We start from the raw sequence: 25,294 nt of genomic DNA, 5'->3' as shown, positions 1-25,294 counted from the left end.
TCGTCTGACGGGCGCGGCTCAATGCGCCGGCGGCAGGGCGTCGCCTGACGGCGACTCTTCCTCGGCCGGCACCTTGTACGACTCGCTGGCCCATTGCCCCAGGTCGATCAGACGGCAGCGCTCGCTGCAGAACGGACGGTAGCGGCTTTGCGGCTCCCAGCGCACTTCCGCGCGGCAGGTGGGACAGGCGACGATGCGGACGGAATCGGACATGAAACTCAGAATTTGCAATTGGTGAGGTAAAACTCGACATCCTGCTCGATCTGGCGCGGCCGGGCTTCGCCGGTGACCGCGTTGATGAAGCGGATGTTGAGCGCGTATTTGTTGGCCGACAGCTCGGGCAGCAATTCGAGATTGTCATCGTAGGCGACGCGGATCAGCTGCACCACCTTGCCGCCCGACATCTGCTGGAACGCGCCCTTGCGCGCGACGTAATGATGGGTCTTGCCGCTGTCGCGCAACAGCCGCAGCAGGATGTCCGACGCGTCGGCGGTGGGCATCAGCGGCGCCGCCCAGCGCAGCAGGTCCTGGCGGCGCGTCTCCGCCGAGCGCTGCTGCCACAGGTGATAGGACGGCAGGTCGAACTGGCAGGTGCCGCCGGGAATGCCGGCGCGCTGCTTGATGGCCATCAGCCATTCGTTCTCGCGCAGGTTCTGGCCGAATTTCCCTGTCAATGCCAGCAGCTTGCCCGACGCCCGTTCGATTTCCTCCAGCACGCCTTCCAGCGTCTCCTCGGCCACGTTGGGATTCTCGCGCAGCGCCTCCAGCACCTGCTTCTGCCGCTCCAGCTCCTGCAGCAGATCCGCTTTGAGATCGGCGCGCGAGGCGGTCTCCATCAGCTCGAACAACACCAGCAGCGCGGCGTGGTGATCGTAAGGGTCATCCTTGCCGACGAAGTAGGACAGCCGCCCATACAGGTATTCCAGGCGAAGCAGAATACGGGTGCGCTCGGTGACAGGAAATTCAAAACTGATCACGGCAGATCTGCCCTTCTCCAAGGCTTGCAGCAAGCCTATAACAATGCATTGACAAGATTTGCCAGATAATAACTGTGTTTGGCATCAACTTGAAGCCTCAATTCTGCCAAGCCGCCATTGTTGTCGATGATATCGTCGGCCAACTGGCGCCGACGCTCCCGCGGCAGCTGCGCGGCCATGATCGCGCGCACCGCGCTTTCCTCCAGGCCGCTGCGCCGCATCACCCTTTCCAACTGGATCTCCTCGCGACAATCCACCACCAGGCTGCGCGCCAGCAAGGGCGTGTAGCGCTCGCTCTCGAACAGCAGCGGCACCACCAGCAGCGCGTAATCGCCGCGCGCCGCCGCCAGCTGCCGCAGGCTTTCCTCATGGATGGCGGGATGGAGGATCGCCTCCAGCCGGCGCCGGCAAGCCGGATCGGCGAAGGCCAATTCGCGCATCGCCGCCCGGTCCAGCGCGCCGTCCGCCGTCAGCGCCGCGGCGCCGAATTCGCGCGCGATCGCCGCCATCGCCGCGCCTTGCGGGCCGGTCAGCTGATGCGCGATGCGGTCGGTATCCACCACCGGCACGCCCAGCTCGGCAAACCTGTCGGCCGCGGCGCTCTTGCCTGAGCCTATGCCGCCGGTCAAACCGACTACCGGGATAGCCATGTCAAATATCCATTTACGATTTGCGGCCCCCACACCAGCGCGATCCAGCCGGCGGCGGCGAGATAGGGGCCAAACGGGATTTCCTGACCGGGGCCGATCCGCGAGGCGCAGCGCATCGCCAGCCCGCACACCGCGCCCACCAGCGACGACAGCAGCACGATCAGCGGCAGCATGCCCCATCCCAGCCAGGCCCCCAGCGCCGCCAGCAGCTTGAAGTCACCGTAGCCGAAGCCATTCTTGCCGGTCAGCAGCCGGAAGCCATGGAACACCAGCCACAGCGACAGATAGCCGAATGCCGCGCCCCATATCGCATCGCTCAGCGGCACCAAGCCGGTGTGCAGGTTGAAAAGCAAGCCGCCCCACAGCAGCGGCAGAGTCAGGCTATCCGGCAGCAGCTTGGTGTCCAGATCGATGAAAGCCAAGGCCAGCAGGCAAGCCGTCAGCGCCAAAGCGCCGGCCAGCGGCCAGCCCCAGCCCAGCGTCCAGGCCAGAAAACCGAACATCGCCGCGCACAATGCCTCCACCAGCGGGTAGCGCAGGCTGATCGCGACGCCGCAAGCGCGGCAACGGCCGCGCAGCAAAACAAAGCTCAGCAGCGGCACGTTCTGCCAGGGCCGCACCGGCGCGCCGCAAGCCGGACAATGCGAGCCGGGCCGCCACAGATTGCAGCCCGCCTCGCCCTCCATCGCCGCCGCCGCGCCCTGCGCCGCCAGCCGCAATTCGGGAAAGCGGCGGTTTTCCGCCAGGTATTCGACGCTGTCCGCCAAAAACTCGCCATCCAGCATCTGCGGCAGCCGGTGGATCACCACATTGAGAAAGCTGCCCACCAATAAGCCCAACACCAGCGCCACGCCCGTCAGACAACCCGGATGCGTGGCCAGCAACCACGTAATATCCTCCAGCATCAACCCACCACCTGACCCATTTTGAAAATAGGCATGTACATCGCGATCACCAGACCGCCGATCAATACCCCCAGTATCACCATGATGGCCGGCTCCAGCAGGCTGGACAGCGCGGCCACCGCATTATCCACTTCTTCTTCGTAAAAGTCGGCCACCTTGTCCAGCATCTGGTCCAGCGAGCCGGACTCCTCGCCTATCGAGGTCATCTGTAGCACCATATTGGGGAACAGATCGGTGCGCTGCATCGAATAGTTGAGACTGGAGCCGGTGCTGACATCAGCCTGGATCCGGCGCGTGGCCTCGGCGTACACCTGGTTGCCGGCGGCGCCGCCCACCGAATCCAGCGCCTCCACCAGCGGCACGCCGGCGGAAAACAGCGTGGACAGCGTGCGCGCCCAGCGCGCGATGGTGGCCTTGCGGATGATGTCGCCTATCACCGGCAGCCGCAGCAGGATGCGGTCCATCTGCTCCTGCATCTTGGGGGTGCGTTTGAACGCGTAAAAGAAGGCGAACAGGCCGCCGAAAATCGTGCCGAAGATCAGCCACCAGAAATGGACGAACTGATCGGACAGCCAGATCACGAACAGCGTCGGCGCCGGCAGATTGGCGCCGAAGCTGGAGAACAGGTCCTTGAAGGCCGGGATCACGTAGATCATGATCACCGCGGTGATGATGAAAGCGGTGCCGACGATGGCCGACGGGTAGATCATCGCCGACTTGATCTTGGCCTTGATCGCCATCACCTTTTCCTTGTAGGTGGCGAGCTTGTCCAGCAGCGTGTCCAGCACGCCGCCGGTTTCGCCGGCGGCGATGATGTTGCAGAACAGCTTGTCGAAATACAGCGGGCGCTTGCGGAAGGCCTCGGCCAGCGACAGCCCGGTTTCCACGTCGGCGCGCACCTCCAGCAGCATCCGCGTCACCGCCGGATTGCTGTGGCCTTTCGCCGCGATGTCGAAAGCCTGCAGCAGCGGCACCCCCGCCCGCATCATCGTCGACAGTTGGCGCGTGAACAACGCAATGTCCTTTTCGGTGATCCGCTTGCCGAAGCCGGTGCGGCGCTTGCGGATTTTGGATACGTTGATGCCTTGGCGCCGCAATTGAGTCTTGGCCACGGTTTCCGACTCGGCGCGCAATTCTCCGCGTATCGCCTTGCCGGCCCGGTCTTTCCCTTCCCATTCCCAGATGTAGCCGGGATTCGTCTTTTTCGCAGCTGTCGTCGCCATCGATCCAACCTTCCCTGTCTGCATGCCATCCGCGCTTGAAGACCGTACGCGCTCAGTCGTTGGTCACCGCTTCGATTTCCGCCAGCGAGGTCACCCCGCGCTTGACCTTGAGCAAGCCGGCGTGGCGCAAATCAACCATGCCCTCCTGCAGGGCCAGGTCGGAAATATCGACCGCGGTGCCGTTTTTCATGATCAGCCGCGTCATCGCGTCGGTGATCGGCATCACCTCGTAAATGCCGGTGCGCCCGCGATAGCCGGTATTGCGGCACTCCTCGCAGCCGACCGGGCCATAGGGCTGCCAGCTGCCGTCCAGGTCTTCCTTGCGAAAGCCGGCGCGCAGCAGCGCCTCCTCCGGAATGTCGACCGGCTTCTTGCAATGGCTGCACAGGCGGCGCGCCAGCCGCTGCGCCATGATCAGCAGCACCGAGCTGGCGATATTGAACGGCGCCACCCCCATGTTCAGCATCCGGGTCAGCGTCGCCGGCGCATTATTGGTGTGCAGGGTGGAAAATACCATATGGCCGGTCTGCGCCGCCTTGATCGCGATGTCGGCGGTTTCAAAGTCGCGGATCTCGCCCACCATGATCACATCCGGGTCCTGCCGCAGGAAAGCCTTCAGCGCCGAAGCGAAAGTCAGGCCCGCCCGCTCGTTGACGTTGACCTGGTTGATGCCGGGCAGGTTGATCTCCACCGGGTCCTCCGCGGTGGAAATATTGGTGTCCGGCCGGTTCAAAAGGTTAAGGAAAGTATACAGCGACACCGTTTTGCCGCTGCCGGTCGGCCCGGTCACCAGCACCATGCCGTAGGGACGCGCTATCGTCGTCATCAGCAGCTGTTTTTGTTCCGGCTCGAAGCCCAGCTGCTCGATGTCCAGCGTCGCCGCCGACGAATCCAGTATCCGCATCACGATCTTTTCGCCATACAGCGTCGGCAGCGTGCTGACGCGGAAATCGATGGCGCGGCTCTTGGAGATCACCAGCTTGAGGCGGCCATCCTGCGGCAGACGCTTTTCCGAAATGTCGAGCTTGGAAATCACCTTGATGCGCGAGGCGATCTTTTCCTTCAGGATCAGCGGCGGCTGCGCCACCTCCTTCAACTCGCCGTCTATCCGGTAGCGTATGCGGTAATACTTTTCATACGGTTCGAAGTGGATGTCCGACGCGCTGCCGGCAATGGCGTCCAGCAGCATCTTGTGGATGAATTTGACCACCGGCGCGTCGTCCACCTCCACCTGGGGACCGCTGTCTACCTGGGCGTCCGGATCGGCGAACTCCAGGTCGCCGAAATCCTCGTTTTCCAGCTCCTTCAGCGCCGAGGTGGAATTGTCCTGATAGCGTCCCAGCGTCTTGGACAGCTTGTCATCCTCGACCACGACGATTTCCACCGTCAGACCGGTCTTGAAGGTGATCGCGTGATAAGCGGAAGTCTGGGTGGGGTCGGAAGTGCCGATATAGAGCTTGTTGCCGCGCTTGAGCAGCGGCAGCAGGCGCCGGCTGGCGATCAACTCGTCGTCGATCAGCCCCTTGGGCAGCTGTTCGGTATCCAGAGAGCTCATGTCCAGCAAGGGGTAGCCGAAAACCCGCGACGCGAATACCGCGATGTCCCGCGCGCTCATTTTCTTGCTGAGTATCAGTTGCTCGACAAAAGTGATATGCGAAGCGCCCGCCTGGCGCATGATGGCGTCCGCGTCCTGCTGCAGCAGCATATTGTGCTGAACCAGGGCCCTACCCAGGCCGGAAATCCCTGCCGAAGCTTCCATAGGCGAAATCGATCCAGTTTTGACGTTGTGGTCACGATCAGGCGCAGGCTGTGACGATATTATATGCAAAATCCGGCCGCGCCTCCGCCGCGAATCCCGCCAGGCCTGCCGCGGCATCCGAATCGGGTGGGGCAAACGCCATATTGCCATGAAAAAGGGACTGCCGAGGCAGTCCCTTTTCGATAGGCGAAGCGCCGGATCAGAAGTGGTGAATCAGGCCGAGGCCGAAGGAGCTTTCGTTTTGCGCGCCTTGCAGCTTCCAGTTGACGTGGCCGTAGGAGGTGTAGACGTCGGTGCGCTTGGACACCGCGTAATCAAGGCCCAGCACCCATTGGTCGTAGCCGGAGTTGCTCACGTCGCCGAAGTTCGCCAAGTTGACATTGTAACCCTTGGCATAGCTGAGGTACGGAGTGAAGGCGCCGAAGGTGTAGCCGCCGGTCAGCGCGATTTCACGCGTGCGCCCCAGTTGCACCGTCTTGGAATTCACCAGCCCCGGATTCTGCGCAACCAGGCCAGCCAAGTTCGCGCTCGCGGCGTTGCCGTTGTACAGCAGCCCGCCATTGTCGGTAATGCTGGTAGCCACGCCGCCCGCCGAGTTGATGCCTACATAGCCGCGCACTTGCTGGAAGCCCAAGGCTACGTAGATGTTGTTGGCGTTATAGCCGCCCTCGAAGCGGTGCCAGTCCTTCAGCGAGGCCAGCTCGCTCGGGGAACCCCAGCTGCCGAAGTTGTACTTGCCGAAGAAGCCGGAGTTTTCATAGCTCAGGCCGATGTTGGAGAACTGGCCGTTGGTCACGATGCCGGCTACGTTCTTGCGAGCCTCGTCCGCCGCGTACAGCACGGAGATGTTGAAGCCGTAGAACTCGGGGCCGTCGTAGCGGACGGCGTTGTTGTGGCGACCGTCCACGCGGGTGAACATCGCCAGGCCGCCCACGCTGGGCGCGCCGCCGAATGTCGCGCCGCCATTGTTGGAGTAATGGCCCGGGTCAACCTGCTCCATGTCGGAGTTCGCGTAGTCGGACAGTTTGCCGACGCGCACCTTGCCCCAGCTGTCGCCGGCCAGGCCGATGAAGCTGTCGCGGGTGCCGAAGCCGGTGCTGTTGCTGCCGTCCATGTTCAGGCGGCTTTCCACCTGCCAGATCGCCTTCAGGCCGCTGCCCAGGTCCTCATTGCCCTTGAAGCCGATGTAGGAGACCCAGTCATTGATCTCGGTGCGGGATTGCAGGCCGCCGGCCTGCAGCGCGCCGCCGAACGACGTGGTGTTGGCGTTGTAGGTTTTCAGGGATTCGACGCCGGCCGCGATGGTGCCGTAGATGGTGACGTCCGCCATGGCGGCGGCAGGCAGGGCGGCCAGTGCGAGTGCGATGAGCTTCTTGTTCATTGCAGATCCTTTCAAGTCAGTTGATTTTGTCCTGTTGACTTCGCGGCAGCGCCGTCTGTCCGGACATTTATGTGCCGACGGTATATTCCGCCGATCGCTGAAAGCAATATAAGACCGGCGTTGCAAAAAAACAAAGCTCACCCAGGAAAGACCAGTGAAAATTACCAAAAAAACAACAGCATCCCGCTAAACCATTGTTAACAAATAGTTCTAACTCGACCAGAACCTGCCAAACGGCGATGGAAAAACAACAAAACCATCCAATTGTTTCAATTTCACAACAGTTAATTTCCCGCCACGGCCGGTTTTCCCAACCCGCCATAAATCGCGAATGCATGAAAAAACCGCCAGTCGGCGGCTCGCTGACTGGCGGTGATGTCGGCCGCGCCGGAAAGGCCGGCGCGAATGCGGGGAAACTACTTGGCGGCCACCGGCTTGGCGCCCGGTTTGGCGGCCGGCGCCGCGCCGCCCACGGTCAGGTCCTTGCGCAGCTTATCCAGCGTCTTGTCGCCGATGCCGGAAACCTTCTTCAAATCATCCACCGTCTTGAACGGACCGTTTTTGGCGCGGTAGTCGATGATAGCCTTGGCCTTGGCCGGGCCGATTCCCTGCAGCGCCTCCAGTTGCGGCGCGGTGGCGGTGTTCAGGTTGACGGCGGCCCAGGCGAAATTGCACAGCAGCATCAGGCCGGCAAAGGCAGCGAACAGCTTCTTCATGGCAAACTCCTTGATTGAAGGTGCAAGACGGGTTTTGTCATTGAATGGACATCGCAGCGCTCAGCCGCGCTGCAGGATCAATTCTAAAACCACCTTGCTGCCCACGTATGCCAGCATCAATGACAGGAAACCGGCCAGCGTCCAGCGTATCGCCACCCTGCCGCGCCATCCCTGCAGGCGGCGCCCCAGCAGCAAAGCCGCGAACAACAGCCAGGAAATCACGCTGAACACGGTTTTGTGGGTCAGCGCGGCGGCCTTGCCGAACACCTCTTCGGAGAACACCACCCCCGTCACCAGCGCCACGGTCAGCAGCAGGAAGCCGACGGCGATCACCTGGAACATCATTTTTTCCAGCGTCAGCAGCGGCGGCAACTGCCGCGCCAGCAGCGACATCCGCTTATGGTGCAGCGAACGCTCCAGCAACAGCATCAGCACCGCGATCAGCGCGCCGATGGCGAACAGGCTGTAGGCCAGCATCGACACCAGGATGTGCAGCACGAAGGCCGGATTGGACAGGTCGCTCACCATGTGGCGGCCGGGGAAGGCGATGGCGAAGGCCAGCGCGGCCATCGCCAGCGGCATCATGAACAGCTGCAGGCCTTCCACTCGATAAAAGAAGCTGCAGGTCCAGTAAATCAGCAGCATGATCCATACCATCACCCCCAGCGCGTGGCCGACGCCCAGCGACAGACCGCCGCTGACGCTGAGCGGCGCCACCACCACCAGCGCCTGCACCAGCAACAGCACGCCAAGCAGGCTGTGCTCCACCCTCGGATTGCGCGGCCAGCGGGCCGTGCCCCGCCAGTTGGCCAGGTAGTGCCAGGTAAACGCCCCGTAGGACAGGATCAGGAACAGCGACAAAACGAGCAGGATGCTGGTCATATTATTTATGGAGTGTGATCAAATCCGGGCGCTCACCCGGCGGCTCGTGGTAAAATCGACAGTTTGAAAGTCTACACCAACCTGCCGTCCGGTGGCAGAGAGTAAGGACAGCACCATGCTAGACAACCTGACCAACCGCCTGTCCGGCGTGATGAAAACCTTGCGCGGCAACGCGCGGCTGACCGAATCCAACATCCAGGACGCGATGCGCGAAGTGCGCATGGCGCTGTTGGAAGCCGATGTGGCGCTGCCCGTCGTCAAAACCTTTATCGCCCAGGTGAAAGAGCGCGCGCTGGGCCAGGACGTGATGGGCAGCCTGACCCCGGGCCAGGCGCTGGTCGGCGTGGTCAACGAAGAGCTCGTCAAGCTGATGGGCGACAAGAACGACGAGCTTAACCTGGCCGCCGTTCCCCCCGCCATCGTACTGATGGCCGGCCTGCAGGGCGCCGGCAAGACCACCACCGTCGGCAAACTGGCCAAAAGGCTGAAGGAAACCCAGAAAAAGAAGGTGCTGGTGGTTTCGGCCGACGTCTATCGTCCGGCCGCCATCGAGCAGCTGAAACTGCTGGCCGCGCAGGTCGGCGTCGAATGGTTCCCGTCCGACGCGGCGCAAAAGCCGGTCGACATCGCCCGCGCCGCGATAGACCATGCCCGCCGCCACTTCTTCGACGTGCTGCTGGTGGATACCGCCGGCCGCCTCGCCATCGACGAAGCGATGATGGACGAGATCAAGGCGCTGCACGCCGCGGTCAATCCGATCGAAACGCTGTTCGTGGTCGACGCGATGCAGGGCCAGGACGCGGTCAACACCGCCAAGGCCTTCAATGAAGCGCTGCCGCTGACCGGCGTGATCCTCACCAAGATGGACGGCGACTCGCGCGGCGGCGCCGCGCTGTCGGTGCGACACGTCACCGGCAAACCGATCAAGTTCATCGGCGTCGGCGAGAAGGTCGCCGCCATCGAGCCCTTCCACCCCGACCGGATCGCCAGCCGCATCCTGGGCATGGGCGACGTGCTGTCGCTGATCGAGGAAGTGCAGAAGGGCATCGATCAGGACGAAGCCGCGGCGATGGCCAAGAAGCTGAAGTCCGGCAAGGGTTTCGACCTGGAAGACTTCAAGGCCCAGATGCAGCAGATGAAGAAGATGGGCGGCATGTCCAATCTCTTGGAAAAGATGCCTGGGCAGATCGGCCAGATGGCCAAGGGCATCCAGGGCGCCGAGGCGGAAAAATCGATGCGCCGCATCGAAGGCATCATCAACTCGATGACGCCGGACGAGCGCCGCAAGCCGGAACTGATCAAGGCCAGCCGCAAGCGCCGCATCGCCACCGGCTCCGGCGTGACGGTGCAGGAGGTGAACCGTCTGCTGGCCCAGTTCGAGCAGATGCAGAAAATGATGAAGCAGTTCTCCTCCAAGGGCGGGCTGATGAAAATGATGCGCGGCATGAAGGGCATGATGCCCGGCATGTAAGCGAAAACAAACGGGCGCCAGTCGCCCGTTTGTTTTGAGATGAAGACAAGCTGCGAATCGGCGGCAAGCCCGCGCCGACCCGCTACATTGAATAGCACGCAGCGAAGGCATGGCCGACATGCCCGACGCCCGGCTTAGCGCCGTTTGTATTGCAACCTGCCGCTGTTTGGCAAACCACGTTTGGAAATACCCCGCATGAATCTGACTACGTTGACCGCCCTGAGCCCGCTGGATGGCCGCTACGCCAGCCAGGTCGAAGCCCTGCGCAACCTGTTCTCCGAGTTCGGTTTGATGAAATGCCGCGTCAAGGTGGAGCTGGAATGGCTGAAGATGCTGGCCGCCGAGCCGGGCATCGAAGAGGTCAAGCCGTTCTCCGACGCCACCATCCGCGAAATCGACGACGTGATCGCCAACTTCAGCGTCGAGCACGGCGAAGAGGTGAAGGCAATCGAAGTCCGCACCAACCACGACGTCAAGGCGATCGAGTACTGGCTGAAGGAACGCCTGTCGGGCAACCCGGAAGTGATGGCCGCCAGCGAATTCATCCACTTCGCCTGCACCTCCGAAGACATCAACAACCTCAGCCACGCGCTGATGCTGAAAACCGCGCGCAACACCGTGCTGCTGCCGACGCTGGACGAAGTCATCCACAAGCTGCAGAAGCTGGCGCACGAGCTGGCGAATGTGCCGATGATGTGTCGCACCCACGGCCAGCCGGCCACCCCGTCGACCATGGGCAAGGAACTGGCCAACGCCGTTCACCGCCTGAAGCGCCAGCGCGAACAGCTGGTGCACCAGGAAATCCTGGGCAAGATCAACGGCGCGGTGGGCAACTACAACGCCCACCTGGTGGCCTACCCGGACATCGACTGGGAAAGCCTGTGCGGCCGCTTCGTCACCGGCCTCGGCATCACCTTCAATCCGTACACCATCCAGATCGAGCCGCATGACTACATGGCCGAGCTGTACCAGGTGGCGATGCGGGTCAACACCATCCTGATCGACCTCAACCGCGACATCTGGGGCTACATCTCGCTGGGCTACTTCAAGCAAAAGGTGAAGAAAGACGAAGTGGGCAGCTCCACCATGCCGCACAAGGTCAACCCGATCGACTTCGAAAACTCCGAAGGCAATCTGGGCATGGCCAACGCCATCATGGGCCACCTGGCGGAAAAACTGCCGCTTTCCCGCTGGCAGCGCGACCTGACCGACTCCACCGTGCTGCGCAATATGGGCGTCGGCTTCGGCTACACCATGCTGGGCCTGAAGTCCTGCCTGAAGGGCCTGAACAAGCTGGAGATCAACCCGGCGCTGATCGCCGCCGAGCTGGACAATGCCTGGGAGCTGCTGGCCGAGCCGGTGCAAACCGTGATGCGCCGCTACGGCATCGCCAACCCGTACGAGCAGCTGAAAGAGCTGACCCGCGGCAAGGGCGGCATCACCCGCGAGACGCTGCACGCCTTCATCAAGAGCCTGGACCTGCCGGAAAGCGTCAAGGCCTCGCTGCTGGAACTGACCCCGGCCAACTACCTGGGCAAGGCCGAGGAGCTGGCGCGCCGCATCTGACGCGCCGCCGTCCCGCACCGCCACGCGCCGCCTGCCTGCAGGCGGCGTTTTTCATTGCCGCGCGCCGCGCGCGCATCCCCGCCTCCATCCGCTGCGGCATGTTCGCCGCACGCGCCTGGCCCATCCCGCCGCCTATCACAGAATTTTGTAGTCAAAAAGGTAATTGCACCTGACAATGTAGTGTGAATAACACCAAAAATTATCAAAAAAGCTTCGCTGCAACAGGACGCAAGGCCCCGCGCCGGCGCAACCACCCCTCACCCGGGTAACCTGAATAGAGAATGGATGATCATGCAATCAATGTACGACCAATCCTCGAACACCCCATCCACCGACGACAACGACGCCGCGACCGCCTCCCCGCCGCCGGTGTCCGCCCGTCACCTGCTCAGCCTGAACGAGCGCGGCCATGCCGGGCTGTACCAGTACTTCATCGAGCACGACACCAACCGCATCCTGCAGCATCTGGACACGCTGCGCGGCATGGCCTTCACCCAGGACGCCGAAGACGGCCAGGTCGGCCCGCCGGAGCGGCCGTTCCCGTCGGTCTGCCTGATCGGCCTCGGCCGCTGCGGCTCCAATATCGCGCTGGACGTGGCGACGCTGGTCTACAACGCCCGCAAGTTCTACCTGAACGAGTTCAACCAGGACGACAAGAGCGCGCCGGAACAGGAGCAGCGGCCGCGGCGCTGGATACGCCGCAACCTGCTGTCGCCGCACAAGGCGGCCAAGCCGGCCTTCCTGATCGAGCCGATGGTGATGCTGGGCGACCTGGACAAGGACATCAAGGGCCGCATCCGCTTCTCGCGCCGCGGCGAGCAGGGCGACTTCATCAACAACTACAACAAGCTGAAGATCATGGACCTGGCCGAGGTCCACGCCGGCGGCGCCGGCAACGCGCCGATACTGGGCCAATACCTGGCCAAGATCATCCTCAACAAGGACACGCTGAGCTTCTCCGATCCGGACTGGACGCTGATCCATTCCTATCTGGTGGACTCCTGCGGCATCAAGGCCAACCAGTCGCGGCTGTACTTCTACATCTTCAGCGCCGGCGGCGGCACCGGCTCGGGCATGGCCTCGGAATTCGGCCTGGCCCAGCAGTACGCCTACATGAGCAAGACCTTCGAAACCCGCAGCGAAGGCAAGCCGGAGCAAGCCGACGACTACAGCTTCGTATTCGAGCCCATCTTCACCAGCGGCATCTGCATCCTGCCCAATATCTCCGGCCAGCACGCCGAGGGCTCGGAAGCGCTGCACATCAACGCCGGCCGGCTGCTGTGCAAATACCTGTCGGAAGAGTGGGACTTCTCCTACAACTTCGACAACGAGGAAGCCGGCGCCGAAAGCGTGATGCGTCGGATCCGGCCGTGGAACGCGATGATGCTGATCTCCAACGACATCATGCGCTACGCCGAGGAAAACGACGCCGGCAGCATCGAAAACCTCGATGTCAACGCGATGGAGCGCCACGCCAACCAGTACATCTCGCAGCAGATCTTCAACATCCTCACCGCCCAGGCCGTCACCAGCGACTACGACGAAAACTACTTCCTGCGCGCCGGCATCGACATGGGCGAAACCATACGGCTGGACGCCAACGACCTGTTCATGAGCCTGGCCGGCCCGGTGGCGGTGGCTTACGCCGAATCGGTGGTGTCCGACCCGCTGGGATCGGACGGCTTCGTCAACAAGCTGGACATCGACGACCTGTTCTTCCGCTCGATCGACCTGCCGCACTTCAACCAGCAGACCCAGGCGATAGAAGGCATCAGCCTGCTGCCGATAGAATCGGCCAGCTACCGCGCGGCGCTGGCCGACTACAAGCAGTCCGGCTACGCGGCGGAAAAACTGAACCAGCTGTTCTTCTTCCAGAACTGCTCGTCGGTGGTGGCCATCCTGTCGCTGCCCAAGGGCTACAAGCTGTCCTACCTGGACCTGAACCGCCTGAAGCGCCACCTGAACGACCTGTTCCCCAGCACCACGCTGAAGCGCTACGCGCTGGTGATAGGCGCGTCCACCAATCTGTCCCTGACCACGCTGGTGGCGAAGAGCCCCTGCCTGAGCGACGACTTCCTCACGCTGATCGTCGCCTTCATCAAGCGCTGCTTCGCCCACGGCAACCACCGTTTCGACGACAGCCTGGACAAGACGATACTGGACCTGATCACCGCCGAGCATTTCGATGAAACGGTGCTGGAGCGGCTGCTGAACGAGTACGAGAATCCGGCCAAGATCCTCGACACCAACTGGTTCGCCATCAAGCCGATGTACGAGAAGAAATACCGCGAGCTGATCCGCGACTCCAAGAAGTTCGTCTCGATCAACGACATCCGCCTGACCCGCGAGCACGTGCAAAAAGCGGTGTGCTATCTGCGCGAGATCTACCGCCACCGCATCGGCAAGACCCGGGTGGTTTCGCTCAACACCTACGCCCGCAGCAAGCACGCCTGAGCCGTCCGGCGCGCCGCTGCCAACCCCGCCGCGCCCGATGCGCCGCGGGGTTTTTACTAGCCGAAATAGTAAAGTAGATTATTTTTTTACTACGATGGGAAAAAGTGTCAACGGCATGGCCGCCTGGCCAGTTAATGCAGCTTGGACCCCTGGCGATGCGCCGCGGCGTCCGCAAGCACAATCCGGCCCCAAACCGCGCCAAAGCTGACATAAGCTGCAACAAGGGCGGCCCGGATTGCCATCGGCACCACCGGCCAGCCCGCGCGGCTCATGCCTGCTTGGGCGGCCGCTCGCCGCCCCCAGCCATGCGCCCGCCGCGCGCGCCGCAATCAAGAGGCAACACGTCCAGATGTGGATTGTAGAAACGGCCCTGAAACGGCCCTATACCTTCATCGTGATGGCCATCATCATCCTGCTGGCCACGCCGCTGGCGATCATGCGCACGCCGGTGGACGTGCTGCCGGAAATCGACATTCCGGTGATCAGCGTGATCTGGGGCTATGGCGGCTTGCCGCCGCAGCAGATGGCCGACCGCATCACCCAGATTCATGAACGGGTGCTGACCACCACCGTCAACGACATCGAGCACATCGAGTCACAATCGCTGTCCGGCATCGCCATCATCAAGATCTTCTTCCAGCCCGGCGTCAACATCCAGACCGCCATCGCCCAGGTGGTGGCGGTGTCGCAGGCGGTGGTCAAGCAGATGCCGCCCGGAGCCACCGCGCCGCTGATCATCAAGTACACCGCCTCCAGCGTGCCGGTGATCCAGCTGGGGCTGTCCAGCAAGACGCTGTCGGAACAGGACGTGTTCGACACCGCCGTCAACACGCTGCGGCCGCAGCTGGTGACGATACCGGGCGTCGCCATCACCTATCCCTACGGCGGCAAGGTGCGCCTGCTGTCGGTGGACCTGGACACCCGCGCCATCGCCGCCAAGGGGCTGACGCCCGCCGACGTGGTCAACGCGGTCAACGCGCAAAACCTGGCCCTGCCCTCCGGCACCGCCAAGATCGGCGGCACCGAATACGATGTGGCGCTGAACGGCTCGCCCGACACCATCGCCGGCCTCAACAACATCCCGGTGAAGACGACGAACGGCGCCACGGTATTCCTGCGCGAAGTGGCGCACGTGCGCGACGGCTTCTCGCCGCAGACCAATATCGTCAAGCAAAACGGCCAGCGCGGCCTGATGATGTCCATCTATAAAAACGGCGGAGCCTCCACGCTGGACGTGGTCGGCCACCTGAAGGAAAAGCTGCCCGGCCTGCTGCCGCTGCTGCCGAAGGGCATCCAGGTCAGCCTGCTGGCCGACCAGTCGATCTTCGTCAAAACCGCGGTGGAAGGCGTGATCCACGAGGCGCTGGTGGCCGCCGCGCTGACCGCGGTGATGCTGCTGCTGTTCCTCGGCAACTGGCGCACCACCTCCATCATCGCCGTCTCCATCCCGCTGTCCATCTTCTCGTCCATCGTCGCGCTGCACGCGATAGGCGAGACCATCAACGTGATGACGCTGGGCGGCCTGGCGCTGGCGGTGGGCATCCTGGTGGACGACGCCACGGTGACGATAGAAAACATCGAGCGCCACCTGCACATGGGCTCGCCGCTGTACACCGCCATTCTGGACGGCGCCGGCGAAATCGCCATCCCGGCTTTCGTCTCCACGCTGTGCATCTGCATCGTGTTCGTGCCGATGTTCTTCCTGGAAGGGGTGGCGCGCTATCTGTTCGTGCCGATGGCCGAGGCCGTGGTGTTCGCGATGCTGGCTTCCTACGTGCTGTCGCGCACGCTGGTGCCGACGCTGGCGCTGCTGCTGATGGGGCACCAGCACCGCGGCGGCCGCGTCGACGCCTGGATCCACCGCGTGCACGAGCGCTTCAATGCCCGCTTCGAGCGGCTGCGCGAAACCTATGTGCACCTGCTCAGCCACCTCTTGACCCACCGCAAGCGCTTCATCGCCGGCTTCCTCGGCTTCTGCCTGGCCTCCTGCGCGCTATACCTGCTGCTGGGCCGCGACCTGTTCCCGGAAGTGGACACCGGCCAGATCAAGCTGCACGTGCGCGCGCCCACCGGCACCCGCATCGAGAACACCGCCATCCTGGCCGACCAGGTGGACGCCGAAATCCGCAAGGCGATCCCGCCGGAAGACCTGGACTCCATCATCGACAACATCGGCCTGCCCTACAGCGGCATCAACCTGTCCTACAGCAACTCCGGCACCATAGGCACGCTGGACGACGAAGTGCTGATCTCGCTGAAGCCCGGCCACCGCCCCAGCGCAGGCTATGTCGACGCGCTGCCCAAGGCGCTGGAAAAGCGCTTCCCCGGCGTGGAGTTCTTCTTCCAGCCGGCCGACATCATCACCCAGATCCTCAACTTCGGCTCGCCGGCCGCCATCGACGTGCAAATCGTCGGCAAGAGCCAGGCCGACAACGCCGCCTTCGCCGGCCGGCTGCTGACGCGGATCCAGGCGGTGCCGGGCGCCGCCGACGTCCACGTGCACCAGCGGCTGGACGCGCCGTCGATTCGGCTGAACATGGACCGGACCCGGCTGCAGGGCATGGGCATCGCGCCGTTCGACGTGGCGCAGAACCTGCTGCTGCCGCTGTCCGGCAGCCAGCAGACCCAGCCGGCGTTCTGGCTGAATCCGGCCAACAGCATCGTCTACAACATGCAGGCGCAGACGCCGCAGTACCAGATCGGCACCCTGGACCAGTTGATGCAGCTGCCGATCAACCCGCCCGGCGGCCACGCCGCCAGCCAGCAGACGCTGGGCAATCTGGTCACCGCCGCGCCGGGACGCGAAGCCGCCATCGTCACCCGCTACAACATCCTGCCGTCGATCGACATCTACGCCAGCGCGCGCGGCCGTGACCTGGGCTCGGTGGCCGCCGCCATCCAGCGCATCATCGACGAGGAAAAGGCCCACCTGCCCAAGGGCAGCCAGATCCACATGCGCGGCCAGGTGGAAACCATGCAGTCCTCCTACCTGGGCCTGTCGGTCGGCATTCTCGGCGCCATCGTGCTGGTCTACCTGCTGATCGTGGTGAATTTCCAGTCCTGGCTCGACCCCTTCATCATCGTCAGCGCGCTGCCGGCGGCGCTGGCCGGCATCGCCTGGATGCTGATTCTCACCGGCACCGACCTGTCGGTGCCGGCGCTGACCGGCGCCATCATGACCATGGGGGTGGCCACCGCCAACAGCATCCTGGTGGTGTCCTTCGCCCGCCAGCGGCTGGACGAGGGCCTGCCGCCGCTGTCGGCCGCGCTGGAAGCCGGCGCCACCCGGCTGCGCCCGGTGCTGATGACGGCGCTGGCGATGATCATAGGCATGATCCCGATGGCCATCGGCTTCGGCGAAGGCGCCGAGCAGAACGCGCCGCTGGGCCGCGCGGTGATAGGCGGCCTCCTGTTCGCCACCGTCTCCACGCTGCTGTTCGTGCCGGTGGTGTTCGCCAGCTTCCACCGCCATCTGGCCAAACGCAAACAACAGGCGGCCGACGCGCCGGCTGCCGCACAGGACGCATGACATGACCGAATCCCGCCATGCCCACCAGGGCCTGCCCGAACTGCATTTGCACCATGAACGCCGCGGCGCGGTGGCGCGCAAGGCCCGCGTCGCCGCCGCCGTGATCGTGATCCTGCTGCTGGCCGGCCTCGCCCGCACGCTGCTGGTGCGCCACGCCGACGCCGCGGCGCTGGCCCGGGAGGCCGAGCGCCGCGCGGTGCTGACCGTCAGCGTGGTCACGCCGTCGCCCGCCCGCGCCGACGCCCGCCTCACCCTGCCCGCCACGCTGCAAGGCATGGCCGAGGCGCAGATCTACGCCCGCACCAACGGCTACATCAAGCGCTGGTACAAGGACATCGGCCAGCCGGTGAAAAAGGGCGAGCTGCTGGCCGAGCTGGACATTCCCGACATCGACAAGCAGGTGCAGGAAGCCCAGGCCAATTTCGGCCTGGCCAAAACCGCCTACCTGCGCTGGAAGACGCTGCGCGCGCAGGACGCGGTGTCGCAGCAGGAACTGGATGAGAAGGAAAGCGCCTACCGCCAGACCGAGGCCGAGCTGAAGCGCCTGCGCGACCAGCAAGACTTCGCCCGCGTCGTCGCGCCGTTCGACGGCATCGTCACCCGCCGCAACATCGACACCGGCAGCCTGGTCAACGCCGGCAACGGCGGCAGCGCGCAGGCCCTGTTCGCCACCGCCCAGATCGACCGCCTGCATCTGTACGCCTACGTGCCGCAAGCCCAGGCCGGCGCCATCCGCGTCGGCGACAAGGCCGACATCGCGCGCCAGGAAGCGCCCGGCCAGCCTAGCGTCGGCAGGGTGGCGCGCACCGCCGGCGCCATCGACCCCGCCACCCGCACGCTGCAAGTGGAGGTGGAAGTGGCCAACGCCGGCCATGGCCTGCTGCCGGGCCAATACGTCGACGTGTCGTTCAAGCTGCCCAACGGCGGCAAGCTGACCCTGCCCACCAACACCCTGCAATTCGGCGCCAAGGGCAGCCGCGTCGCGCTGGTGGACGCCCACCACCGGGTCAAGCTGCAAACCGTGGCGCTGGGCACCGACTACGGCCACGAGGTGGAAATCAAGGCCGGGCTGCAAGCCGGCGACAAGGTGATCGTCAATCCGCCGGACTCGATCCGCGACGGCCAGGCGGTCGCCATCGCCGCCGCCGGGGAGTGAGGCGATGCGCGCCCTTCCCCTGCTGATCGCGCTGAGCCTTGGCGCCTGCTCCGCCGTCGGACCCGATTACGTCCGCCCGCCCAGCGAACTGCCGGCGCAATGGAAAAGCGGCGACGGCTGGCTGCCGGCCGCCCCCGCCGACGCCGAGCCCAAAACCGAATGGTGGCGCACCTTCGGCGACGACGAGCTGAACCGGCTGGAAGCCGAGGCGCTGGCGCGCAGCCCGACGCTGCAGGCGGCGCTGGCCCGGCTGGACCAGGCCGAAGCGCAAAGCCGCGTCCATGGCGCGGCCGCGCTGCCGGCCGTCAGCCTGGGCGCCGCCGCCGCGCGCAGCCGCGTCTCGGCCGACCGGCCGCTGTCCAGCTACGGCAGCGTCAACAGCAGCGCCGTGCAGAACGACCTGAAGCCGACGCTCAGCGTCAGCTATGAGATCGACTGGCTGGGCCGGGTGCGCCGCGACATCGAAAGCGCGCGCGCCGGCGCCGAACAAGCCGCCGCCGACCGCGCCAACGTCGAGCTGCTGCTCACCGCCCAGCTGGCCAGCGCCTACCTGCAGCTGCGCCAAGAGGACGAGGAAATCCGGCTGTTGGACGGCACCATCGCCGCGCAGCAGCGCGTGCTGGAGCTGACCCGCATCCGCCATCAGGCCGGACTGGCCGCCGCCGGCGACGAAGCGCTGCAAGCGGCGGCGGTGAGCGCCAGCCGCGCCCAGCGAGAATTGCTGCTGAACCAGCGCCGCGTCGGCGAAGACCTGCTGGCCACGCTGAGCGGCGCGCCCGCTCCCGCCTTTCGCCTGGCGCCCGGCGCGCTGCCGGCGGCCATGCCGGCGGCGCCGGCCGGCGCCCCCAGCCAGTTGCTGCAGCGCCGGCCGGACATCGCCTCGGCCGAACGCGCGATGGCGGCGGCCAATGCCCAGATCGGCGTGGCCAAGGCAGCCTATTTCCCGCAATTGACGCTGACGCCGACCTACGCCGGCAGCGAATCGGCGTCGCTGGCCGGCCTGTTCTCCACCCCGGCGCTGATCTGGTCCATCGGCCTGCAAGCCAGCCAGACCGTGTTCGACAACGGCAAGACCCGCGCCAATGTCGGCTACGCCGAAGCCGGCTACCGCGCCGCGCTGGCCAATTACCGCCAGACCGTGCTGCAGGCGGTGCAGGAAGCCCAGGACGCGCTGGGCGCGCTGCGCGGCCTGGACGAGGCGCGCCGGCAGCAGGACATCGCCGTCCGCAATCAGGACCAGGCCTATGCCATCACCCAACTGCGCTACCGCGAGGGGCTGGACAGCGCGCTGACGCTGGCCATCACCCAGCAAAGCCAGCTGGCGGCCCGGCGGACGCTGGCGCAACTGCGCGGCAGCCAGTTGATCGCCAGCGTCAGCCTGCTGAAGGCCCTGGGCGGCGGCTGGCAAAGCGGCGATTGAATTCGCATATTCTGCAATTGCATTCTGTAAATCGTAATAAAACTGCTACAAAGAATGGAACAGGCCGCTCGGCCCCTTCGGGCTGAGCGGACGGTTTCACAGCGGCAGGCTTTCTTCCCCTCCCCCGCGGCATCCTGCCGCGCGGCGCCGTTCCAGGCGCGATGCCCACCGCAAAACCATGTCAATAAAATGGTCATAAACTCCGTATCGGAGTACGATAAAAAAATACCGACCGCAGCACTTGCATGAAATGGGAATATCAGCATCCTGCCAATCGGCGGATCGCCTGGAGGAGATGGACGATGGAAGTCACCCGACGCCAGCTGTTCAAGCTGACCGCCGCGCAGCTGGGAGCATCCAGCCTGGTCGCCATGGGTTTCGCGCCGCAGCTGGCGCTGGCCGAAGTGCGACAGTTCAAGCTGATGGGCGCGCGCGAAACCCGCAACACCTGTACCTACTGTTCCGTCGGCTGCGGCCTGATCCTGTACGGCCTGGGCGACGGCGCCAAGAACACGCACGGCGAGATCTACCATATCGAGGGCGATCCGGACCATCCGGTCAGCCGCGGCTCGCTCTGTCCGAAGGGCGCCGGCCTGCTCGACTTCATCCACAGCCCCAAGCGGCTGAAATACCCCGAAGTGCGCGAAGCCGGCAGCGGCGAGTGGAAGCGAATCAGCTGGGACGAGGCGGTTTCCCGCATCGCCCGGCTGATGAAGGACGACCGCGACGCGCATATCGTCGAGAAAAACGCCGCCGGCGTGCCGATCAACCGCTGGCTGTCCACCGCGATGCTGACCGCCTCGGCCGGCTCCAACGAAACCGGCATCATCTCGCAGAAATTCATCCGCAGCCTGGGCATCGTCGCCACCGACGCCCAGGCCCGTGTCTGCCACGGCCCGACGGTGTCGGCGCTGGCCTCCACCTTCGGCCGCGGCGCCATGACCAACAGCTGGGTGGACATCAAGAACGCCGACTTCATCCTGGTGATGGGCGGCAATGCCGCCGAGGCGCACCCGGTGGGCTTCAAGTGGGCGATAGAGGCGAAAAAGACCCGCGGCACGCGGCTGATCGTGGTGGACCCGCGCTACAACCGCACCGCCTCGGTGTCCGACCTCTACCTGCCGATCCGCGTCGGCTCGGACATCGCCTTCCTGGGCGGCGTGATCAACTGGCTGATCAAGCACGACAAGATCCACTGGGACTACGTCAAGGCCTACACCAACGCGTCGCTGATCGTGCGCGACGACTACCGCTTCGACGAAGGCCTGTTCTCCGGCTACGACGCCGCCAAAGGCAAGTACGACAAGAGCAGCTGGAACTACGAGCTGGGCGACGACGGCTACGCCAAGACCGACCCCACGCTGCAACACCCGCGCTGCGTCTGGCAGCTGTTGAAGCAGCACTACGCGCGCTACACGCCGGAAGTGGTCAACAATATCTGCGGCACGCCGGTGGACGGCTTTCTGCAGGTGTGCAAGGAACTGGGCGAGACCGCCCGCCCGGACCGGGCCGGCACCATCCTGTACGCGCTGGGCTGGACCCAGCACACCACCGGCACGCAGAACATCCGCACCATGGCGATGATCCAGCTCCTGCTCGGCAACGTCGGCATGCCCGGCGGCGGCGTCAACGCGCTGCGCGGCCACTCCAACATCCAGGGCCTGTCCGACCTGGGCCTGTTGTCCACCAGTCTGCCCGGCTACCTGACGCTGCCGAGCGAAGCCGACCACCCCGACCTGGCCACTTATCTGGCCAAAACCACCCCCAAGACCCTGCAGGCCAACCAGTTCAACTACTGGAGCAACACGCCGAAGTTCTTCGTCAGCCTGATGAAATGGATGTGGGGCGACAACGCGAGCAAGGACAATAACTGGGGCTACGACTGGCTGCCCAAGTGGGACAAGATGTACGACGTGCTGCACATGGCGGAGCTGATGTACCAGGGCAAGATGAACGGCTTCATCGTGCAGGGCTTCAACCCGCTGGCCAGCTTCCCCGACGCCGCCAAGGTGACCGAGGCCTTCTCCAAGCTCAAGTACATGGTGATCATCGACCCGATCGCCACCGAGACCTCCACCTTCTGGCAGAACCACGGCGAAGCGCACGACGTCGACCCGGCCAAGATCCAGACCGAGGTGTTCCGGCTGCCGTCGACCTGTTTCGCCGAGGAGGACGGCTCCATCGTCAACTCCGCGCGCTGGCTGCAATGGCACTGGAAAGGCGCGGAACCACCGGGCCAGGCGCGCGGCGACAACGAGATCATCGGCGAATTGTTCGTCGCCATCCGCGACCTTTACCGCAAGGAAGGCGGCAAGCTGGCCGAACCGATCCTGAAAGTGAACTGGAACTACCGCGACCCCAAGGCTCCGACGCCGAGCGAGCTGGCGATGGAGATGAACGGCAAGGCGCTGGCCGACCTGCCGGACCCGGCCGACCCCAGCAAGACCTTGGTGAAGAAGGGCGAGCAGATTCCCGGCTTCGCCGTGCTGCAAGACGACGGCCGCACCGCCTGCGCCTGCTGGATCTTCTCCGGCTGCTGGCCGCAGGCCGGCAACCAGATGGCGCGCCGCGACAACACCGACACCGGCCTCGGCAACACGCCGGGATGGTCGTGGTCGTGGCCGGCCAACCGCCGCATCCTGTATAACCGCGCCTCCTGTGATCCGTCCGGCAAGCCGTGGGACCCCGCGCGCAAGCTGATCAGCTGGAACGGCGACAAATGGGTGGGCGGCGACGTGCCGGACTTCAAGGCCGACGCCGCGCCGGACTCCGGCATGATGCCCTTCATCATGAACCCCGAGGGCGTGGGCCGGCTGTTCTGCGCCGACAAGCTGGTGGACGGCCCCTTCCCCGAACACTACGAGCCGATGGAAAGCCCGATCGGCACCAACCCGCTGCATCCTAAAGTTGTCTCCAGCCCGGCGGTGCGGCTGTTCGACAGCGACAAGAAGCGGCTGGGCACGCACAAAGACTTCCCCTATGTCGGGACCACGTACCGGCTGACCGAGCACTTCCAATTCTGGACCAAGTCGGTGCTCTTGAGCGCCATCGCCCAGCCCGAGCAGTTCGTCGAAATCGGCGAGGCGCTGGCCCGCGAAAAAGGCATCGTCCAGGGCGACATGGTCAAGGTCAGCTCCAACCGCGGCTTCGTCAAGGCCAAGGCGGTGGTCACCAAGCGGCTGATGGCGCTGAAGGTCAACGGCCAGACCGTGCACCAAATCGGCATCCCGCTGCACTGGGGCTGGGAGGGCGTGGCGCGGCCGGGCTATCTGACCAATGCGCTGCCGCCCGCGGTCGGCGACTGCAACACCCAGACGCCCGAGTACAAGGCCTTCCTGGTCAAACTGGAAAAACTGTAAGGAGCCGCCGCCATGCCATTGCAATCCCTGGATATCAAGCGCCGCTCCGCCAGCCCGACCGAAAGCCCCAAGGTCCGCCAGACGCTGGAAGTGGCCAAGCTGATCGACACCTCCACCTGCATAGGCTGCAAGGCGTGCCAGGTGGCCTGTTCCGAATGGAACGACATCCGCGAGGAGGTCGGCCACAACATCGGCGTCTACGACAATCCCACCGACCTGTCCGCCAAGGCCTGGACGGTGATGCGCTTCGCCGAGGAGGAAAGCAACGGCAAGCTGGAATGGCTGATCCGCAAGGACGGCTGCATGCACTGCGCCGACCCGGGCTGTCTGAAAGCCTGTCCGTCGCCGGGCGCCATCGTCCAGTACAGCAACGGCATCGTCGATTTCCACCAGGAAAACTGCATAGGCTGCGGCTACTGCATCGCCGGCTGTCCGTTCGACATCCCGCGCATCAGCAAGGAAGACAACAAAGCCTACAAGTGCACGCTGTGCTCGGATCGCGTCGCCGTCGGCCTGGAGCCGGCCTGCGTCAAGACCTGTCCCACCGGAGCCATCCAGTTCGGCTCCAAGGACGACATGAAGGAAGTGGCGGCGGAACGGGTGGCCGACCTGCAGCGGCGCGGCTATCAGCATGCCGGCCTGTACGATCCGCAAGGCGTAGGCGGCACCCACGTGATGTACGTGCTGCACCACGCCGACAAGCCGGAGCAGTACTCCGGCCTGCCCAACAACCCGGAGATCAGCCCCACCGTGCAATTGTGGAAGGGCTGGCTCAAGCCGCTGGCGACGATAGGCATCGCCGCCGCCGGCCTGTTCGGCTTCCTGCACTACATCACCGTCGGCCCCAACCGCGCCGACGGCGATGAGGAAAACGAAACCCGCGAGGAGGATAAGCGATGAAGGAAAAACTGCTGCAACGCTACAGCGCCGCCGAGCGGATCAACCATTGGATCGTCGCCATCTGCTTCGTGCTGCTGGCGCTGTCGGGACTGGCGCTGTTCTACCCGGCCTTCTTCTGGCTGACCGGCGTGTTCGGCACGCCGCAGCTGGCGCGCATGGTGCACCCCTTCGTCGGCGTGCTGATGTTCGTCGGCTTCTTCGTCCAGTTTTTCCGCTACTGGCGGCGCAACCTGATCAACGGCCAGGACATCCAGTGGATGCTGGCGGTGAAGGACGTGCTGCGCGGCCATGAGACGGTGGAGGTGGGCAAGTACAACGGCGGCCAGAAGGCGATGTTCTGGACCATGACCCTGTGCGTGGCCACCATGCTGGTCACCGGCGTCATCGCCTGGCGCCAGTACTTTTCCGGCTATTTTCCCATCCCGGTGATCCGGCTGGCGCTGCTGCTGCACGCCTGGGCCGCCACCGCGCTGATCGCCAGCATCATCGTCCACGTCTACGCCGCGCTGTGGGTGAAGGGCACGATACGGGCGATGGTGGAGGGGGTGGTCACCCATGCCTGGGCCAAGAAGCACCATCCCGGCTGGTATAAGGAAATGACGGGGAAGAAATAGCGAGTGTCCGCTGCGCGGACGACATGTTTAGGTGCCGGTTCCGCCCGGCAGACGGGCCAGGGGCTGAGCGGCCAGCCCTATCGCTGAGTGAATCGAAGATTCACACGCAGAGGCAATCCCAGGCCGCCCCAACAGCGCGGCGAAACCCCGGCACCAAACCCATTCCCAAGGAGCCGCCGGAACTAGCGGGGCGCTAACGTCGCCCCGCGTCGAACAACCGGCGTCTTAAAACCTTAGAAATGGCTTTGGAGCCGGCTTGCGCTGATGGGGAATCAGCCACGTCGACTCGATCCTAGCGTCGATAAAGATCGATTTCTTACGATGTAAATGGC

The 25,294-nt window shown here is 64.4% G+C and carries 18 protein-coding genes; 9 read left to right on the top strand and 9 right to left on the bottom strand.

The features are described from left to right. Window positions 1-18 precede the first annotated feature (18 nt). The 9 genes from yacG to U6115_RS05100 form a co-directional block, all read right to left on the bottom strand. On the bottom strand, window positions 19-213 hold the full coding sequence (gene yacG, locus U6115_RS05140; protein ID WP_043578592.1) for a DNA gyrase inhibitor YacG: 195 nt from the start codon (window positions 211-213) through the stop codon (window positions 19-21). A 5-nt stretch (window positions 214-218) separates the two neighbouring features. Next, a complete protein-coding gene (gene zapD, locus U6115_RS05135; RefSeq protein ID WP_043578820.1) occupies window positions 219-977 on the bottom strand; it encodes a cell division protein ZapD in 759 nt (252 codons plus the stop codon). A gap of 35 nt (window positions 978-1,012) precedes the next feature. After that, entirely contained in the window at window positions 1,013-1,627 is a 615-nt protein-coding gene (gene coaE / locus U6115_RS05130; protein ID WP_043578588.1) for a dephospho-CoA kinase, read from the bottom strand. Next, window positions 1,612-2,532 (bottom strand): prepilin peptidase, encoded by a 921-nt coding sequence (locus tag U6115_RS05125; RefSeq protein ID WP_043578586.1) that lies wholly within the window; start codon window positions 2,530-2,532, stop codon window positions 1,612-1,614. Before U6115_RS05125 ends, coaE begins: the two co-directional genes overlap by 16 nt. Further along, a complete protein-coding gene (locus U6115_RS05120; RefSeq protein WP_043578583.1) occupies window positions 2,532-3,755 on the bottom strand; it encodes a type II secretion system F family protein in 1,224 nt (407 codons plus the stop codon). Before U6115_RS05120 ends, U6115_RS05125 begins: the two co-directional genes overlap by 1 nt. Before the next feature lie 52 nt (window positions 3,756-3,807). Next, window positions 3,808-5,514, bottom strand: a complete 1,707-nt coding sequence (gene pilB / locus U6115_RS05115) for a type IV-A pilus assembly ATPase PilB (RefSeq protein WP_043578580.1) — start codon at window positions 5,512-5,514, stop codon at window positions 3,808-3,810. 199 nt (window positions 5,515-5,713) lie between these two features. Next, window positions 5,714-6,895 (bottom strand): porin, encoded by a 1,182-nt coding sequence (locus U6115_RS05110; protein WP_043578577.1) that lies wholly within the window; start codon window positions 6,893-6,895, stop codon window positions 5,714-5,716. A gap of 416 nt (window positions 6,896-7,311) precedes the next feature. Beyond that, window positions 7,312-7,611, bottom strand: coding sequence for a ComEA family DNA-binding protein (locus U6115_RS05105; RefSeq protein ID WP_043578575.1), 300 nt, complete (start codon window positions 7,609-7,611; stop codon window positions 7,312-7,314). 60 nt (window positions 7,612-7,671) lie between these two features. Continuing rightward, window positions 7,672-8,493 (bottom strand): cytochrome C assembly family protein, encoded by an 822-nt coding sequence (locus U6115_RS05100; protein ID WP_043578572.1) that lies wholly within the window; start codon window positions 8,491-8,493, stop codon window positions 7,672-7,674. Between the two features lie 115 nt (window positions 8,494-8,608). On the opposite strand from U6115_RS05100, the gene ffh reads away from it, so the two are divergent. From ffh to U6115_RS05055, 9 genes are all read left to right on the top strand, one after another. Next, complete coding sequence (gene ffh, locus U6115_RS05095) at window positions 8,609-9,964, top strand: signal recognition particle protein (RefSeq protein ID WP_043578569.1); 1,356 nt, start codon at window positions 8,609-8,611, stop codon at window positions 9,962-9,964. Window positions 9,965-10,159: 195 nt separating this feature from the next. Further along, the gene (gene purB / locus U6115_RS05090; protein WP_043578566.1) at window positions 10,160-11,530 is read left to right on the top strand and encodes an adenylosuccinate lyase; all 1,371 of its coding nucleotides are present in this window, start codon (window positions 10,160-10,162) and stop codon (window positions 11,528-11,530) included. 285 nt (window positions 11,531-11,815) lie between these two features. Beyond that, entirely contained in the window at window positions 11,816-13,984 is a 2,169-nt protein-coding gene (locus tag U6115_RS05085) for a hypothetical protein (protein ID WP_043578563.1), read from the top strand. 349 nt (window positions 13,985-14,333) lie between these two features. Next, window positions 14,334-17,513, top strand: coding sequence for an efflux RND transporter permease subunit (locus U6115_RS05080; protein ID WP_043578561.1), 3,180 nt, complete (start codon window positions 14,334-14,336; stop codon window positions 17,511-17,513). A 1-nt stretch (window position 17,514) separates the two neighbouring features. Further along, window positions 17,515-18,669 (top strand): efflux RND transporter periplasmic adaptor subunit, encoded by a 1,155-nt coding sequence (locus tag U6115_RS05075; protein ID WP_047243305.1) that lies wholly within the window; start codon window positions 17,515-17,517, stop codon window positions 18,667-18,669. Window positions 18,670-18,673: 4 nt separating this feature from the next. Beyond that, window positions 18,674-20,089: an efflux transporter outer membrane subunit gene (locus U6115_RS05070; protein ID WP_043578550.1), complete on the top strand. Its 1,416-nt coding sequence runs from the start codon at window positions 18,674-18,676 to the stop codon at window positions 20,087-20,089. 302 nt (window positions 20,090-20,391) lie between these two features. Then, on the top strand, window positions 20,392-23,448 hold the full coding sequence (gene fdnG / locus U6115_RS05065) for a formate dehydrogenase-N subunit alpha (RefSeq protein WP_080770295.1): 3,057 nt from the start codon (window positions 20,392-20,394) through the stop codon (window positions 23,446-23,448). A gap of 12 nt (window positions 23,449-23,460) precedes the next feature. Continuing rightward, on the top strand, window positions 23,461-24,348 hold the full coding sequence (gene fdxH / locus U6115_RS05060; RefSeq protein WP_043578547.1) for a formate dehydrogenase subunit beta: 888 nt from the start codon (window positions 23,461-23,463) through the stop codon (window positions 24,346-24,348). Continuing rightward, on the top strand, window positions 24,345-24,962 hold the full coding sequence (locus U6115_RS05055; RefSeq protein ID WP_043578544.1) for a formate dehydrogenase subunit gamma: 618 nt from the start codon (window positions 24,345-24,347) through the stop codon (window positions 24,960-24,962). Before fdxH ends, U6115_RS05055 begins: the two co-directional genes overlap by 4 nt. Window positions 24,963-25,294: the final 332 nt, after the last annotated feature.

It is taken from the genome of Chromobacterium subtsugae, from assembly GCF_035919665.1.
GTDB classification, from domain to species: domain Bacteria; phylum Pseudomonadota; class Gammaproteobacteria; order Burkholderiales; family Chromobacteriaceae; genus Chromobacterium; species Chromobacterium subtsugae.
This window is presented reverse-complemented; position numbering and strand designations above follow the sequence as displayed.